Origin of the sequence: Lactiplantibacillus plajomi, assembly GCF_005405405.1 — a bacterium.
Taxonomy (GTDB): Bacteria; Bacillota; Bacilli; order Lactobacillales; family Lactobacillaceae; genus Lactiplantibacillus; species Lactiplantibacillus plajomi.
On sequence record NZ_BJDZ01000032.1, the window covers coordinates 18,212 to 33,764 of the forward strand.

A 15,553-nucleotide genomic window follows, 5' to 3' on the forward strand; every position below is an offset into this window, starting at 1 on the left:
CAGAATACTGATTTACCAGTCGGTCCATTAACCACCATCTATATTCAAAAAAACACTACTACAATATAATTCAAAAATTCTTGGAATACTGTTAACGTGCCGGTCCGCTCCGCCTGCACGAAAGCATGGCTGTGGGCACGCTTGGAAGGCTCTTTATTAACCACCACTTATATTCAAAAAATACTACTACAATATAATTCAAAAATTCTTGGAACACTGTAACATGTCGGTCCGCTCCGCCTACACGAAAGCATGGCTGTGGGCACGCTTGGAAGCCAATTCAAACACCGAATTGTCTCCCAAGTCGACCTTGTTGTAAGTCGTCAAAGTACGACGACCAACAACAATTTCACAGCCATGTTTCGAAGGGCTCCGGGACCTTGATCACAGCACGTCAACTAACGACCTATCAGATTTAACAATCTAGCCACGTAGTTGTTTACGTGATTCGTCGATTTTTAGTACACAACCCCCATATTCAATTAAAGTTAGTAGACAACTAACCGTAATTAGTACCCTTGTCTAGCTATTCAGGCTCTAAGACGTTTGTTTCTCTATGTAGTGACCACCATTCAATAATCAATTACTAGCCTAACTCAATCCATTCATACAAATTAGCGCACTAGTGCCCGCCAACGACTAATTTAAGCCTGGAGGGAAAGTGGGAACAGTCCCAGCGGTGAAATTTCACTTGGTCGCCGGGTTATGGCGAGTTAGTGAAAGCCCGGCGGTTAAGACCTGAACTTTGGGCTTAACCCCGTGGCCACCGCGTTCCGGACTGATTCCCGCTGACCGGAGGGCTGGCAAGTGATTACTAACTTCGAATCGATTACCAACAACTAGGATAAAGTGCCGTTATTCATCCGTTGAGTACGTCCGATACGACATAAATCTGGCAGCGAGTTATGTCATAACTAATCGCGCTAACCCAATAAAAAACGACGCTCCGTTAAGAAGCGTCGTTGAAAGTGAAGCGGTTGATTCAGATTTAGTTGTTCACGGTGTCCTTCGCCGTTAAGCGTTGAACGTCACGAACAATCATTAATTCTTCGTTAGTTGGAACGACCATGACTTTAACGTCTTCGCCGTCCTTGCTGATAACTTGTTCTTTGCCGTGAACGTCGTTCTTTTCGTCGTCGACGGTAGCACCGAAGTAACCAAGTTGGTTAATGATGCGTGCCCGCATTGAAACGGAGTTTTCACCAACACCGGCAGTGAAGACTAAGGCGTCAATGCCATTCATTTCGGCGATGTAGCTACCAACGTACTTAACAACGCGGTTAGCGAAGATTTCGAGTGCTAATTCAGCTCGTTCGTTGGTATCCTTGGCTTTATCCAAGTCACGCATGTCAGGAGAAATTCCTGAAATACCGAGTAAACCGGACTTGTGGTTTAAGATGTCCACGAAGTCGGAAACGTCGGAAATGCCGAGGTGGCGCATCAAGAACGGAATTAATGAAGCGTCCAAGTCACCGGAACGGGTACTCATGGTAATCCCGGCTAATGGGGTGAAGCCCATTGACGTATCAATGGCCTTGCCGTGGTCAAAGGCGGTGATTGAAGCACCTGAGCCTAAGTGTAACGTGATCAACTTCAGTTGGTCGAGTGGCTTGCCTAATAACTTGGCCGTCCGGTTGGCAACGTAACGGTGACTAGTCCCGTGGGCCCCGTACTTACGGGCACCAAATTGTTCGTAGTATTCGTAAGGTAAGCTGTAGAGGTAGTTGACCTTTGGCATGGTTGCGAACAACGAGGTGTCAAAGACCGCAACTTGAACAACTTTTGGTAATAATTGTTGGAAGACTTCGATATAATAAGCTTGCGTTGGGTTATGTAACGGCGCGTACTCTGATAAGTCTTTGATTTGCTTTAAAGTTGTTGGGGTGATGACAACGGAATCTTTAAACCGTTCCCCACCCGCAACGATCCGGTGGCCAATTCCCGTAATCTCGGATAAGTGGGTTAAGATGCCGTCACTCTTTAAACGGGTCAAAACCATGGCCGCAGCTTCCTGCGCGTCAATGGTTTTACGCGTTTCCTTGGATTTCGTTCCGTCCGCTTTTTTGATTTCAAATACGGAATCGGGTAACCCTAAACGGTCGACCATTCCGGAAGCAATAACCGTTTCTTCTGGAACGCTAAATAATTTCCACTTTAAAGTGGAACTACCAGCATTAATAGCTAAAATTTTTGACATTATGCATTTCCTCCATCCATCATCAAGTGTGCCTACTGTCAGTTTAGCCAATAATGATTGCGCTTTCAAGGATAAATTCTAAAACGCTTAATTTTCGTCATAATATAAACCGCACTTCTGGTATATTATTTTTTTCATCGGCCAGTTTTACGATATAATAAAATTGATGAAAGCGAGGCGATGATTATGATGAAAACACGTTTTTCTTGGACGCTCAGTAACTGCTTTGCAATTTTACTCTTACTGCTTGGCGCGATTTTAACCAGTTGGGCCTTAATAACCAGCTTTGGTACCCGCATCAGTGTGGACGCGGTCGTCACCGCAGCTGGCCTTTGGATCGTCGGTGTCATTTTCCTGCATCCGGCGCCAATCAGCATCTTAATCCCCGCAATCGCACTCGTGAGTCTCGGTGCCGGGTACGCCAGCTATTACAGTAGTCCACACTCCTGGCTAGGGGCCATCGTGGCCGTCCTAATTACCGGTGCCATCCTAAGTTACGGCCTAAGTTTACGCAAAACGATTCGCCAACGCCATAGTCATTGGTACCACTAATAATTTTGATTCTAACCGCCCTAAGTGAACTTGCTTAGGGTGGTTTTATCGTTCATGGACGCTACAAAAGCCAGAGTGCCAACAAGTTAACGGTTTAATTTAAACAACGATTAAGATTTCATCAAGCGAGTTAGCGCCAGTTGAGTGCTAACCCGCTTGATTATCGCCAGACAAAAGCGAACAGATGTTTTATAATGGAAGCACCATAATATCAGAAAGGAACCGGTGGGATGGTCACTAAAATCGGAATTCGCCAACTAGTCGAGTTCGTCTTGCGCCAGGGCGATTTGAACGAAACTAAAAATAGCCAAAATACGGCCCTCGTCGGTGCTAAAATTCACCGGCGGCTGCAAAGCAGTCGTAGTGATGATTACCAAGGCGAAGTTTACCTAAAGACGACCGTCACCATGAACGGGCAGGACTACCTGATTGCGGGGCGCGCGGACGGGGTTCAGCTGACCAACGATGGGGTCATCATCGAGGAAATCAAGACCTCTGACCAGGCGTTTGAAGACCTGACGGAGAACACCCAAACCTTGTACTGGGGACAGGTCCAGGTATACGGCTACCTTCTATTAAAGCAACACCCGGAGTTGGACGCGGTCACCCTCCAATTAACTTACTTCCAGGTTGCAACTGAAAAAATCACCAAAACGCAGCGGACACTGACCCGCGCCGAACTCACCACTTTCTTCACGCAGTTGATTCAAGAATACGAGTACTGGCTAACGCTGCGGGCGGACTTACGGCAACGGCGGAACGCTTCCATTAGTGACCTGGACTTCCCGTTTCCAGCGTTTCGCCCTGGCCAGCGGGAACTAGCGGCTGCGGTTTATAAAACGATTTACGCTCACAAGCGGCTCTTTGCGGAAGCACCGACCGGCACCGGCAAGACGATTTCAACCTTATTTCCCGCCATTAAGGCGATGGGCGAAGACCTGATTGAACGCATATTTTACTTAACCGCTAAGCAGAGTACCCGCCGCGTTGCCGAGGAAGCCGTCGCCCTGATGAGCAGCCACGGCTTAGTTATTAAGAGCATTACGTTGACCGCCAAGGACCAGATTCGCTTTCCGGAAGAACGCGACGTCCTCCCCGAGGATAACCCGTACATGATCGGCTATTACGACCGCTTAAAACCGGCGTTAAAGGATTTACTGACCCACGAAAACCAACTGACCCGGACGGTGATCGAAACGTACGCCAAAAAACACACGGTCGACCCGTTCGAATTTTCGCTGGACGCGTCGCTTTTTTGCGACGTCGTGATTTGCGACTATAACTACCTCTTTGATCCGCTGGTCTACCTCCAGCGTTTCTTTAGTGAAAGTGACGACGATAACTTTTTCTTAATTGACGAAGCCCACAACTTAGTCAGCCGGGCCCGTGACATGTACTCCGCTACCGTCAGCGACCAGCCGATTGCACAGCTGATCAAGTTAGCGCAACCCGATAAAAGTCAGCCCAGTGACGACCTTCAGCGGGAGTTAAAAAAGGTGCGCCGGAGCTTCACCCGGTTAGCACAAGCGCTAATGGACAACGACCTGCCCGCCCAAGTCAGCCCGGAACCCCCGGAAACGCTGTTGCGGACGCTTCGCAAATTCAACGAGTTCGTCACGGATTGGATGGGTGAACAAAAACCCTCGCCGTTACTCGACGCCGTCCGTGACTACTTTTTTGATTGCCTGACGTTCGTCAAAATCGGTGATTTATATAATGGTAGTTATCAGACCCGCACCGTCTTGGACGGTCACCACGTCACGGTCAAACAGCTTTGTTTGGATCCCAGCGACTTTCTCGACGGTTCGTTACAACTGGGGGCCGGGGCGGTACTCTTTTCCGCGACCTTATCACCAATGGCTTATTATCGCCGGGTGCTGGGCGGGACCGCTGAAAGCTTGGCGTACCAACTACCCTCACCGTTTCCACCCAAGCACCAAGCAATCCTCGTGACCCAGTACGTGCAGACAACTTACCGCGAACGCGACCGCAACGTTGAACGGATCATTGCCAGCTTAAAGGCGTTGATTAGTGCTCGGACCGGCAACTACTTGGTATTTTTCCCGTCCTACGGTTACTTAACGCAAATCAAGGCGGCCTTTGAACTCGCCTATCCTGAAATCACCACCACGGCACAGGAAGCCACGATGGACGCGGCCAGCCGCCAAGCCTTTCTTGACCAGTTTCAACCCGCACCGGCAAAAACGTTACTCGGTTTTTGCGTACTCGGCGGCATTTTCTCCGAAGGTATCGACTTGCGGGGTAGCCGGTTGATTGGTGTCGCCATCGTCAGCGTTGGGTTGCCCGGATTGAATCCCGAAACGAACCTGATTCGCGACTATTACGACCATCAAAACGGTCAGGGGTTCGCTTACGCGTACCAGCTGCCCGGCATGAATAACGTCTTACAAGCCGCTGGGCGTTTGATTCGCAGCCGTCACGACACCGGCATTATTTTGTTACTTGACCAGCGTTTTGCCAGCCGCCGTTACGTCGACCTATTCCCCGAACACTGGCAGTATTACCAGACGATTCGCTCACTACCGCAACTTAGCGCCACCATTACCAATTTTTGGCAACAAGTGAAAGGAGCCCCGACCGATGAAAACGAAACTCACCCTTCAGCTTGAAAGCACCCTCTACCAGTACTGCCTTGAACAGGGGGCCTACGTGGTCGAAGAAGTCAACATGCCAGATGACCAGGGCATCGTGGACACGCTGAGTTACCAGCAACTCGCTGATGGCCAAATCGAATGGCGCTGTTACGAGTTAAAAGTTACCAAGGCGGATTTCCATTCTAAGGCTAAGTTATCCTTCATTGGTCACTATAACTACTTCGTTTTACCGCAGTCCCTTTACGAACAAGTTCAAGCTGAGATTCCCACCCACGTTGGTGTCCTGATCTACCGGGCCTTTGACCAGCAGGCGGTCGACCTGGCCCCGCAACCACCGCGCGCACCGGGCTTCTTAACGGTTGCTAAGAAGGCCCAGCGGCAGGACTTACAAGTTGCCGAAGGTCCCCTGACCAGTCACTTTATCGGCTCACTTTTCCGGGAAGTCGATAAGGCCAAGCGGGTGCAAAAGGGTCTACAATTATACTCCGACGACCAGCTCTACAAGGAGCTGCGCAAACGCGCGCGGCGCGGCTACGACGTTTACGATCCGGAAGCGAACTTATACGACCGTTTCATTGATGAGACCCAGACGGACGCGGTGACCGCGTTACAAACGGAATTGGATGCCCGCAACGCCGAGTACCAAGCGCTCAAGCTTAAATACGATGCGCTGCAAGCGCCCAACCTGGGGGACCAACTATGACGACCTATTACCCCTACCTGCGCGGGCGAATGTACGACCTGTTGGCACTGAAAGCATTATGTGAACAAGGGCAACTCGGCGCCCACGTGATTCCGATCATCGAACCGGTTCGCGATTCTAAGGAACTACAACGGACCGTCCAAGCTTTTATTAAGGCCCAGCAACCATTCAGCCTCATCGCTAACCCGCAAGTTAGTGTCTACGGCCTGAATCCAACCAAGTTACACCCGCTTCCCGACTTGCGGGACTTGCCGTTTTTCCATCCGGCCGCGATCCTAGCCGCCGATTTTAGCCGCGACTTCGTAACGGCGTCCGCAGGTCAGCGATCACTACTGATTGCACGAAACTACCGGTTGCTGAACGCTTACCGCGCCGACCCGCTATTAAAGCAAACGACTTTGGTGGTTAGGGATGAAGCCCGGTTACACGCGTTGGCCGGCAATCACGGCATTCTACTGACCGATAGTCTGACCACCCCCGACCACGTCGCCGACTACGCACAGTTAGCTGACGAATTTTTTGCCCCAGCGTATTGGCACCGACCACCCGTTGGTTTTGACGGCTTCGGCGACTACTCACTGATTGGTCACCGTTACTTTGATAAGGGCATGCCGTCACGGGCCATCGCCCTGCACGTCATTTACGTCACGGCTAACGGACAATTACGCATCCACCACTTTGTTTCAACTAGTAACGCTAGCATGCACGGCCAAAAGCAGAAGTTCTTCGAAGCGTTGACGCAGCTCATCGCTTGGGCGCCGGAGCACTTAACCGGACTCAACCGGACCCCGGCCCTAGAGCAACTCCTCGCCTACGCGCAGGCGTCGCGCTTCCCTGGACTTGGTATCGTTAAAAAGCTATCATTAATGCATCACTTACAACTCATGCACCGTCTGCTGGCACTTTAAGATCATTAAGTATAGTAAGAAATAATTTTTCAATCGTCAGCCACACGACGGCTTGCAAACGAAAGGAAGCGTGCCGGTTGCAGTTAAACCGGCAATCAAACTATGGCAAAACACGACTCCGCTTGGAAACAAATGTTTAACTTTTACCGCGACGAATACCACGAGCAACGCGCGCCAATGATTTACGGTGACGTGTGGCTAAAGACGAAGTCCCGGCAACGGCTGATTCTCGGGCTGACCACAGCCACCACCACGCCACTATCAACGGTCAGCGCACTAACACTCCCGCAAATCGGTCAACACGTCGCTGCCGGCGACGTCTTAACGACCGTCAGTGACGCTTCGGGTGAGCACCCGATCACCACCCCGTTCGGCGGGACCGTGTTAAAAACTAATGTAGATTTATTAAGTCAACCGACCCAACTAGCCACTAATCAACAAAAAGAAAACTGGCTAGTCTGGTTGCGGGCTGATTAAGTGCCGTTACTTTTAGTAAGTTGGAATTAATGGTGTGAAGCGTTTTCACGTTGTTAACGCATCCGCTTCTAACCGGCTCCCCTAAACTAACTAGTCCGCGAAATCGTGATTAACCCGCGATTTTGCGGGCTTTTTTCTTTAAATTAGTTTAGTCATCTACACTATTAACCGTTCAACACACGCGTTTAAATTGCGCCCAGGTTCAAAATCCAACACCCCTCAAACTACTGAGTTATATTACAAAAGATTACAAAAAGCCACTTTTATTACAGCTTTAGACCAAAATCGTAAAGTAACTGCTATTTTCTTGTCACACTCACCGTTTATACTGTTGTCTAGTAAATTAGCTTGGAAGTCATTCGGGGCCAAGCCAAATTCGGACTAATAAATAGGAGTGTACATCAAGTATGAAAATCAAAAACGCTTTATTATCTACCGCTGCCGCTACTGCTAGTCTCTTTGCCATTGGCGCCACTGCCCAAGCTGCAAGCGTAACGGTTAAGGCCGGCGACACCGTTTCAGAACTCGCCGAAACTCACAACACCACCATTTCTGCCATCGAAAAGGCTAACAACTTAAAAGACGTTAACTTGATCTTCGTTGGTCAAGAATTGGAACTTGATGGGAACGTTGCTTCAACGACGACCGCAACGAACACGACTACGACCACTCAATCTAACCAAGCAAGCACCACGACGCAAACGCAACAACAAGCACCCGCACAACACGCAACGGTTGCACCTCAACGTCAAACGAGCCAAGCAACCACTAACTACAATGCAAGTGGTTCAGAAGGCGCTGCTAAAGCTTGGATCGCCGGTAAAGAATCTGGTGGTTCATACAGCGCTCGCAACGGTCAATACATCGGTAAGTACCAATTAAGTGCCTCATACTTAAATGGTGACTACTCCGCTGCTAACCAGGAACGGGTTGCGAACAGCTACGTTTCTTCCCGTTACGGTTCTTGGTCAAACGCCAAGGCACACTGGCTTTCAAACGGCTGGTACTAAAAACGACTAAATAATTATCCGAACAAGCTGGTTGCGACCAGCTTGTTTTTTTATGGTTCGGCAACCCTGACCCGTAGAAATAATCAAGCCCCATTTTCATAGTACTTAACCATTTCATCAGGTTAGCATCGCCCTTTTTTTGACAACCCGCTTAAACATAAGCTTTTTATGAAAACCGGATTGTTCACTTTCATGAAACCAGAGCGGAATATTACAATTCATTACAAAAACCGCCTTTTATTACAACACCCCCCTAAAAACGTAATGTTCTGATTATTTGCATGCAATACTGGCTGGTTATACTAGTCACTGTTGATTGGTTGAACGCGAAGTTGACCAATTAAAGTTGTTAGAAACCGTATATCGAATCGTAAATTATAGGAGAGTGTCTTTACATTATGAAAATTAAAAATCTCGTTTTATCCTCAACCGCTGCTTTAGCTTTATTCGCCCTTTCAACGACTGTCGCTAACGCCGACACCGTTACCGTTAAAGCCGGCGACACCGTTTCAGAAATTGCCGAAGCCCACAACACGACCGTTTCAGCAATCGAAAAAGCTAATAAGTTAGCTAACGTTAACTTGATCTTCGTTGGCGATAAGCTTGAAGTAAACGGCACTTCAACGACGACTGCCACTAGCGCAGCCCCACAATCAGCCGCTGCTAGCCAAGCTACCAGCACGGCCAGTGCCAGCGTAACTAGTGCGTCAAGTGCCGCACCTAAGTCAGTTGCTAGCCAAGCTTCTTCATCAGTTGCCAGCCAAGCATCATCAAGCGTTGCGTCATCTGCAAGCACCAGCCAAGCAACTTCATCAGCTAGCCACAGCACTTCCGCAGCTTCTACTGCAACTTCAACTAGTTCAGCTGCTTCAAGTTCCGCTTCATCAGCTAGCTCCAGTGCTTCAACTAGCTCAACGTCAAGCTACACTGGTAGCAACTTACGGAGCTACGTCTTGAGCCAAATGCAATCACGGACCGGCGTTTCAGCTTCAACTTGGAACACCATTATCACCCGTGAATCTGGCTGGAACACGACTGTCAAGAACAGTACTAGTGGTGCCTACGGTTTATTCCAAAACATGCACATTAGCTCTGGTTCCGTTGAAGCACAGGTTGACGCCGCCGTTGCACTTTACAACGCACAAGGCATGCAAGCTTGGGCCCTTTAATTAAAAGATAACTAAACTGAAAACCCGTTGTGAGACGAACTCACAACGGGTTTTCTTTTTGCCAACAACTGGGGTATGCTAAGCTTATAGCGAAAGGAAGTGGATCCATGCGTGAACTCCGTTTAATCACGGCCTTCTGGTTAATGATGGTCGGTTGCCTAATTTTAATTAGTCTACTTTTTAAGTTACCTGGATTAGCTTTGAATTCGACAGTCGCTACCGGTTTCGAAGAACTGTTATTGCTGATTCTGGTTCTGACCTTAAATGACCGCTACATCCACCAACCCTTACACTTGCGTTCGGCACTCAGTTGGCCGCAACAGGCCCAAATCGTTGGTCCAACGTTACTCGTGGTCGCCATCATCACCATAACCAGCTTGATTGCAACGACCCAACTGACTAGCGCCCTCACCAACTTAATGGTCGCACTACTGATCAGCCTGTTTGAGGAAGTCCTATTCCGGGGCATTTTATTCAAACGCAGCCTAAAAATTTTCGGTGTCACCCCAAGCAGGCTAGGACGGGCAGTATGCCTCAGTAGTTTGTACTTTAGCCTGACCCACCTCGTGAATTTAAGCCACCAAAGTATTCCGTTGACCTTACTGCAACTCGGATTCACCTTCGCCCTAGGACTCTTACTGGCCGGGATTTATCAAGCAACCGGGACACTGATTTGGCCGATTGTCATTCATGCGGCCAACGACTTTTTCAGTTTTAGCCAACCCACGATTAACCTACCGCTGATTCATACGACCGCCAGTTTTCAGGTCCTAGAGATTATCATTATTTTAGCGTTGGCCGGGTTAGTTTTCCGACCACTAGTTGCGCCCAACAACCCGCCATCGCAATAGGCTCAGACAATTTAATTATCCCAAACAGGCGACTAGCTCACGCTAGTCGCCTGTTTACTAATCACAGCTACTTATTGAATTCCGGTCCACCGCCAAGCTTCGACTTCCGGTAAATCACGGCCATATTCACGAATATAATCATGATGGCGTGCAAGTTCTTGATCCATCTGAGTCATAAAGGCCGCTGCTTCAGTTGCTAGACCAACCTTTTCAACTGCTGCTTTGGCTAAGTGGAACCGATCAAGTTCGTTAAGGACGCGCATATCAAATGGCGTTGTGATATCACCGTTTTCGCGGTAACCGTGGAACTCAACGTTATGATTATGCCGACCATAGAGTAAACCGCGGAACGTATTCTCGAACCCATGACACGCAAAGATAACCGGGGTATCCGTCGTAAAGTATCGATCAAATTCAGCGTTGGTCAGCCCGCGACTATCCTGATCCGTCCCCGCTGGCCGCAAGCGTAACAAGTCAACCACGTTGATAAAGCGAACCTTCAACGTTGGAAATTGTTGGTGCAACAGGTCAATCGCTGCCAAGGATTCCATCGTTGGTTCGGTTCCAGCCGCCGCGAAGATAATGTCCGGTTGCCCGTTATCATTGGTCGCCCACGGTACAATCCCTAAGCCTTGATCAACTAGTTTGGTGGCTTCGGTCATTGTAAACCATTGTGGTCGGGGATGTTTCGACGCCACCACCAAGTTGATTTTTTCGCGTGACTGCAACGTCCGATTCATGACCGCCATCAACGTATTCGCGTCAGCTGGCGTGTATTCGTTCACCAACTCGTGCCCCTTTTCGGCTAAGTGACCAATCATCCCAGGATCTTGGTGTGTGTAGCCGTTGTGGTCTTGCTGGAAAGCGTGCGATACGTTTAAGATGTTCAACGCCGGGTAGTCGTGACGCCATGGTTGCTCCGATGCTTTACGTAACCACTTATAGTGTTGGGTCAACATTGAATCAATGACCCGGGTAAAGGCTTCATAGGAAGCAAAGAACCCGTGGCGGCCACTCAGTACGTAGCCTTCAAGCCAACCTTCCGCCTGATGTTCAGATAATTGACTGTCAATGACACGTCCCGCTGGCGCCATATTTTCATCATTTGGTTCTTTAATGGGTTCCAACCATTGGCGCTTACCATAATCTAACATTGAGAAGAACTTATTCGACTTGGTCTCATCCGGGCCAAACGCTCGGAAAGTCGTTGGATTTTTACGAATAACCGCCGTTAGAAACTTCGATAATTCTTCAGTATCCTGAGCATCCCGGCTCCCAGGCTGGTCAATATCAAATTCATAACGGTTAACGTCTGGTAACGTTAAAGCTTGCGGGTTCAAGCCCCCATTAACTACCGGGTTCATGGCCATTCGCTGGTTTCCATCCGGTACCGTGGTCCGAATATCAGTTTTCAACGTCCCGTTATCGTCAAATAGTTCATCGGGCCGGTAAGCTTCCAACCAGTCAGTCAGCATAGTCGCGTGTTCGAGGTGGGTGGCGTCCACCGGCACGGGAACCTGATGCGCACGGAACGAGCCGGCGATCGGTTCATGGTTTAAATTGGTCTTTGGCCCCGTCCATCCCTTAGGCGAACGAAGAATTAACATGGGCCAAATCGGTAAGGTCTGATCATTCTTTAACCGTGCCCGTTGTTGAATCGATAAAATTTGATTGATAATTTGATCCAACGTTGCAGCCATCCGGTGATGAACGGCCATTTCATCAGCTTTAGTACCGTCAGTTTCGACGAAGTACGGTTGCCAACCCATTCCCTTAAAGTAGTCCGTTAATTCGGCATCCGATAAACGTGACAAAATCGTCGGGTTAGAAATCTTAAAACCGTTCAAGTTGAGCATTGGCAAAATTGCGCCGTCATTCACGGGATTAATAAATTTGTTGGAAAACCACGAAGCGGCTAACGGCCCGGTTTCCGCTTCGCCATCGCCAATCTCAACCGCAGCAATTTGGTCCGGATTATCCAAAACGGCACCAACCGCATGCGAAATCGGGTAGCCCAGTTCACCGCCTTCGTGCATTGAACCCGGCGTTTCCGGTGCAGCGTGCGAAGCCACCCCACCAGGAAACGAGAATTGTTTAAACAAGCGTTGCAGCCCCCGTTCATCCTGAGTGATGTGTGGATAGATTTCAGTATAACTACCATCCAAATAAGAATTTGAGACCATCACCTGACCGCCATGACCAGAGCCCTCAATATAAAACATATTGAGATCATACTTCTTAATGACCCGGTTTAAATGCGCATACATAAAGTTTTGTGACGCAATCGTACCCCAATGACCAATTGGATGATACTTAACGTCATCCGCTTGCAATGGTCGCCGCAACAGTGGGTTATCACGTAAATAAAGTTGTCCTACCGAAATATAATTAGCCGCCCGCCAATATTGATCAACCCGTTCTAAATACGCTTTTGAATCAAAATTACTCATCACCATAACCTCCCAAGTAGTCGTCTCTTAGTCTAACCATTTTTAAAATTGGAACGTTCCAATTCCTTTTGACACCCATAGTTTATGCCGAAACCCCTTGGGAGACAAGGCTTTATCGATTTTGATATTTAATATTAATTCATAAGTAATCCTTATAATTAGCAACGCGTCGACTGGGTCAACGTTTGAATTTGCTGACAAATTGCAGCTAAGTCTGGATTTAATCCCCAGTCACTCCGCGCATAAACGAGGTAGAAGCAGCGTTTGAACCGTTCCCCCAACGACCGGGTTGGAATCGAATCCGGTACCAACCGCTCGGACAACACCGTTTGACCCATTCCGCGTTGAAGTAATCGCAAGATCAAGTTTAAGTTATCAATTTCCAACTGTTGTTCCGGAACAATTCCCGCTTCTTTTAAATAACGCTGCGTGTACTCAAACGTTCCCGAACCGCGTTCCCGCGTTAACCACAGTCCGGTCGCCTGACCGGCACAAACTAACTGGTCGGGCATTAACGCCACCCGCTCAATTCCACTAGCTGCCACCGGTTTTTCAACTAGCCCGAACTGTACCCGGTGGGCCTTCAGCTCTTTAAGGACCTGCTCCGAATTTGTCATTTTCACCCGCCACGCAATCTGGGGAAACTGTTGGTTTAATTTAGGTAGTAAATTGGGCAGGAGCGTCAGGGCCGTCGTTTGTGACGCACTAATAACGACCGTTTGCGTTTTTTGTTGCTTAGCCGCGACTAATTTACGTTCAGTTTGTTGCCAATCCGCGAGTAACTTCGTTGATTCCGAATACAGAACGTCCGCCGCCGCGGTCGGGTGAACGTCGCGATTACCGCGGCGCTGAAATAATTGCACCTGCAACTGTTCTTCAAGCTGTTTAATCTGGTTGGAAACGGTCGGCTGGGTCACAAATAACTGGGCCGCAGCTGCCGAAAAACTACGCGTTTCGTAAACGAGGCGAAACGCCTTAATGTGAGTCAACATATTTTTTCTTCTCCTTACGTCTTGATCATGTATAGTTGGTGGCTACGGGGAAATTCACGTTTCAACGCCTGCTGAACGGCGTGTTTTCCCGCGTTATCTTCAAACGAAAAATTTTGGTCCTGCTTAAGGTACCCCCGTTCAATCAGTTTCATAGCAACCGTTGTCACTTGAACCGTTACCGACCGGTCCTTTTTCTTGGTCAATAACGTTAGTGTCGTAGGTCGGTGCTGCTTAACCACCTTTTTCAGTAACGTTTCGGCCTGCTTAATCGGTAAGCATTTCATTGCGCATCTCCCAATACCTGTTCGAGGGCGTGGGTGAACGGCGCCTTTTGTAATTGAGTACTGATAAAAAAGACCGTAATTTGGCACGTTGTCACCGTAAACGCCACCCTAACCGAGCCCGTTACGCCAACGTTAACGCGCCGTTCATAACAGGTTTGCCCTGCGAGTCGCTGGCGGGTCGCCACCTTCACTTCCGGCATCCCGTTAACTACTTCCCGGCTCAGTGCGACCGCTATTTTTGGCTTAATCCGAGCCGCCTGGTGCCGATAGCGTTTAAAAAAGGGCTTACATCCACGGGCAACGTAAGTCACCGGTATTAATTGCGTTGGCACGCTGACCACTTTCCTTCTTCCAAATTAAAAAGGGGTCCTGGAAGGCGCTCCTTCCAGTGACCCCAAATAAATCACGATTACAAACTATCCTGAATATTATCTGCTAAGTAATCGTAAAGCATGGCGTGCTTCATATCCTTCGTATCCACACCCAACGTTTCGGCAATCGCATAAGCAAACGCCCAGGCCGTGGCTGGTCCGCGACTAGTTAACACTTTGTGGTCTAGGTCGGTTACCGTAATGGTTTCTTTAAAGTTACCCGTTGGGGCATCCTTCTTAGTTTCCGAATCCAAGCCGGGGAAAATCGTGTAGTCGGCGCCATCCAGTACGCCGTAGCGTGCTAGGGCCCGGGGTGCGGCGCACATCGCTGCGTCCCACTTACCAGCCGCGTGCCGTTTGACCATTAAGTCGCGTAACTTTTGGTTATCCCGTAAGTTAGCTGAACCGGTCATGCCACCCGGTAGTGCAACCAAGTCGTAATCGAGTAAACTCTCGTCGACGACCTTATCACACGTTAACTTGATCTGGTGGTCACCCATCACGTCCTTACTGGTTAAGCCAACCATGTCGGCTTGAACACCTAACCGCCGTAACACGTCGATGACGCTTAGACCTTCAACTTCTTCGCAACCATCCGCAAAGACTACTGCAACACTAGCCATAAGAATCCTTCCTCTCAATTCATTCATTTTTAAAACGCTACCACCATTCTAGCACACTCAATCGGTCGCTGTGCAATCCAAATAGAGTGTGACAAAAGTCGGTTAGCTGGTGAGCATAACGGCGTAAGACGAATAATCCTGGGCTTAGATTGTTGGACTTACGCCGTTAAGCGGAGCCAGCTGACTTTTGGCGCACGTTTCGACTATCAATATTCGGACACATGAATGGGCTGTGACATTAGTCACAGCCCATTTCCTACGATTAGTCAAGCCCGGATAGTGGAAACTTTCCGCCTTGCCGGTTGGTCCTAAAGCGGCTGGAACGTGGTGGACACGACTTTAAGCCAAGCA

Annotated in this window: 14 protein-coding genes; 8 read left to right on the forward strand and 6 right to left on the reverse strand. The window is 48.9% G+C overall.

Annotation, left to right across the window (positions count from 1 at the left end; translation table 11 throughout):
- Positions 1-988: 988 nt before the first annotated feature.
- Positions 989-2,197: an acetate/propionate family kinase gene (locus tag FFM82_RS11705; protein ID WP_137645990.1), complete on the reverse strand. Its 1,209-nt coding sequence runs from the start codon at positions 2,195-2,197 to the stop codon at positions 989-991.
- A gap of 186 nt (positions 2,198-2,383) precedes the next feature.
- Between FFM82_RS11705 and FFM82_RS11710 the strand changes: the two genes are divergently transcribed.
- The 8 genes from FFM82_RS11710 (at position 2,384) to FFM82_RS11745 (ending at position 10,482) form a co-directional block, all read left to right on the forward strand.
- Complete coding sequence (locus tag FFM82_RS11710; RefSeq protein WP_225425700.1) at positions 2,384-2,749, forward strand: hypothetical protein; 366 nt, start codon at positions 2,384-2,386, stop codon at positions 2,747-2,749.
- Between the two features lie 230 nt (positions 2,750-2,979).
- On the forward strand, positions 2,980-5,379 hold the full coding sequence (locus tag FFM82_RS11715) for an ATP-dependent DNA helicase (RefSeq protein ID WP_137645991.1): 2,400 nt from the start codon (positions 2,980-2,982) through the stop codon (positions 5,377-5,379).
- Positions 5,351-6,067: a hypothetical protein gene (locus tag FFM82_RS11720; protein ID WP_137645992.1), complete on the forward strand. Its 717-nt coding sequence runs from the start codon at positions 5,351-5,353 to the stop codon at positions 6,065-6,067. Before FFM82_RS11715 ends, FFM82_RS11720 begins: the two co-directional genes overlap by 29 nt.
- Positions 6,064-6,975: a sce7725 family protein gene (locus FFM82_RS11725; protein ID WP_137645993.1), complete on the forward strand. Its 912-nt coding sequence runs from the start codon at positions 6,064-6,066 to the stop codon at positions 6,973-6,975. Before FFM82_RS11720 ends, FFM82_RS11725 begins: the two co-directional genes overlap by 4 nt.
- A 102-nt stretch (positions 6,976-7,077) precedes the next feature.
- Complete coding sequence (locus FFM82_RS11730; protein ID WP_137645994.1) at positions 7,078-7,452, forward strand: biotin/lipoyl attachment domain-containing protein; 375 nt, start codon at positions 7,078-7,080, stop codon at positions 7,450-7,452.
- 407 nt (positions 7,453-7,859) lie between these two features.
- On the forward strand, positions 7,860-8,462 hold the full coding sequence (apf, locus tag FFM82_RS11735) for an aggregation-promoting factor (RefSeq protein WP_137645995.1): 603 nt from the start codon (positions 7,860-7,862) through the stop codon (positions 8,460-8,462).
- Positions 8,463-8,860: 398 nt separating this feature from the next.
- Positions 8,861-9,631: a LysM peptidoglycan-binding domain-containing protein gene (locus FFM82_RS11740; RefSeq protein WP_137645996.1), complete on the forward strand. Its 771-nt coding sequence runs from the start codon at positions 8,861-8,863 to the stop codon at positions 9,629-9,631.
- Between the two features lie 107 nt (positions 9,632-9,738).
- A complete protein-coding gene (locus FFM82_RS11745) occupies positions 9,739-10,482 on the forward strand; it encodes a CPBP family intramembrane glutamic endopeptidase (RefSeq protein ID WP_137645997.1) in 744 nt (247 codons plus the stop codon).
- Positions 10,483-10,553: 71 nt separating this feature from the next.
- Here the strand turns inward: FFM82_RS11745 and FFM82_RS11750 are convergent, their stop codons facing one another.
- The 5 genes from FFM82_RS11750 to FFM82_RS11770 all read right to left on the reverse strand — a co-directional run bounded on the left by FFM82_RS11750 (position 10,554) and on the right by FFM82_RS11770 (position 15,202).
- The gene (locus FFM82_RS11750) at positions 10,554-12,935 is read right to left on the reverse strand and encodes a phosphoketolase family protein (RefSeq protein WP_170178290.1); all 2,382 of its coding nucleotides are present in this window, start codon (positions 12,933-12,935) and stop codon (positions 10,554-10,556) included.
- Positions 12,936-13,090: 155 nt separating this feature from the next.
- On the reverse strand, positions 13,091-13,924 hold the full coding sequence (locus FFM82_RS11755) for a LysR substrate-binding domain-containing protein (RefSeq protein ID WP_137645999.1): 834 nt from the start codon (positions 13,922-13,924) through the stop codon (positions 13,091-13,093).
- A 14-nt stretch (positions 13,925-13,938) separates the two neighbouring features.
- A complete protein-coding gene (locus tag FFM82_RS11760) occupies positions 13,939-14,208 on the reverse strand; it encodes a hypothetical protein (RefSeq protein ID WP_137646000.1) in 270 nt (89 codons plus the stop codon).
- Positions 14,205-14,540, reverse strand: a complete 336-nt coding sequence (locus FFM82_RS11765; protein ID WP_137646001.1) for a hypothetical protein — start codon at positions 14,538-14,540, stop codon at positions 14,205-14,207. Before FFM82_RS11765 ends, FFM82_RS11760 begins: the two co-directional genes overlap by 4 nt.
- Positions 14,541-14,617: 77 nt before the next feature.
- Positions 14,618-15,202: a DJ-1 family glyoxalase III gene (locus tag FFM82_RS11770; RefSeq protein ID WP_137646002.1), complete on the reverse strand. Its 585-nt coding sequence runs from the start codon at positions 15,200-15,202 to the stop codon at positions 14,618-14,620.
- Positions 15,203-15,553 lie beyond the last annotated feature (351 nt).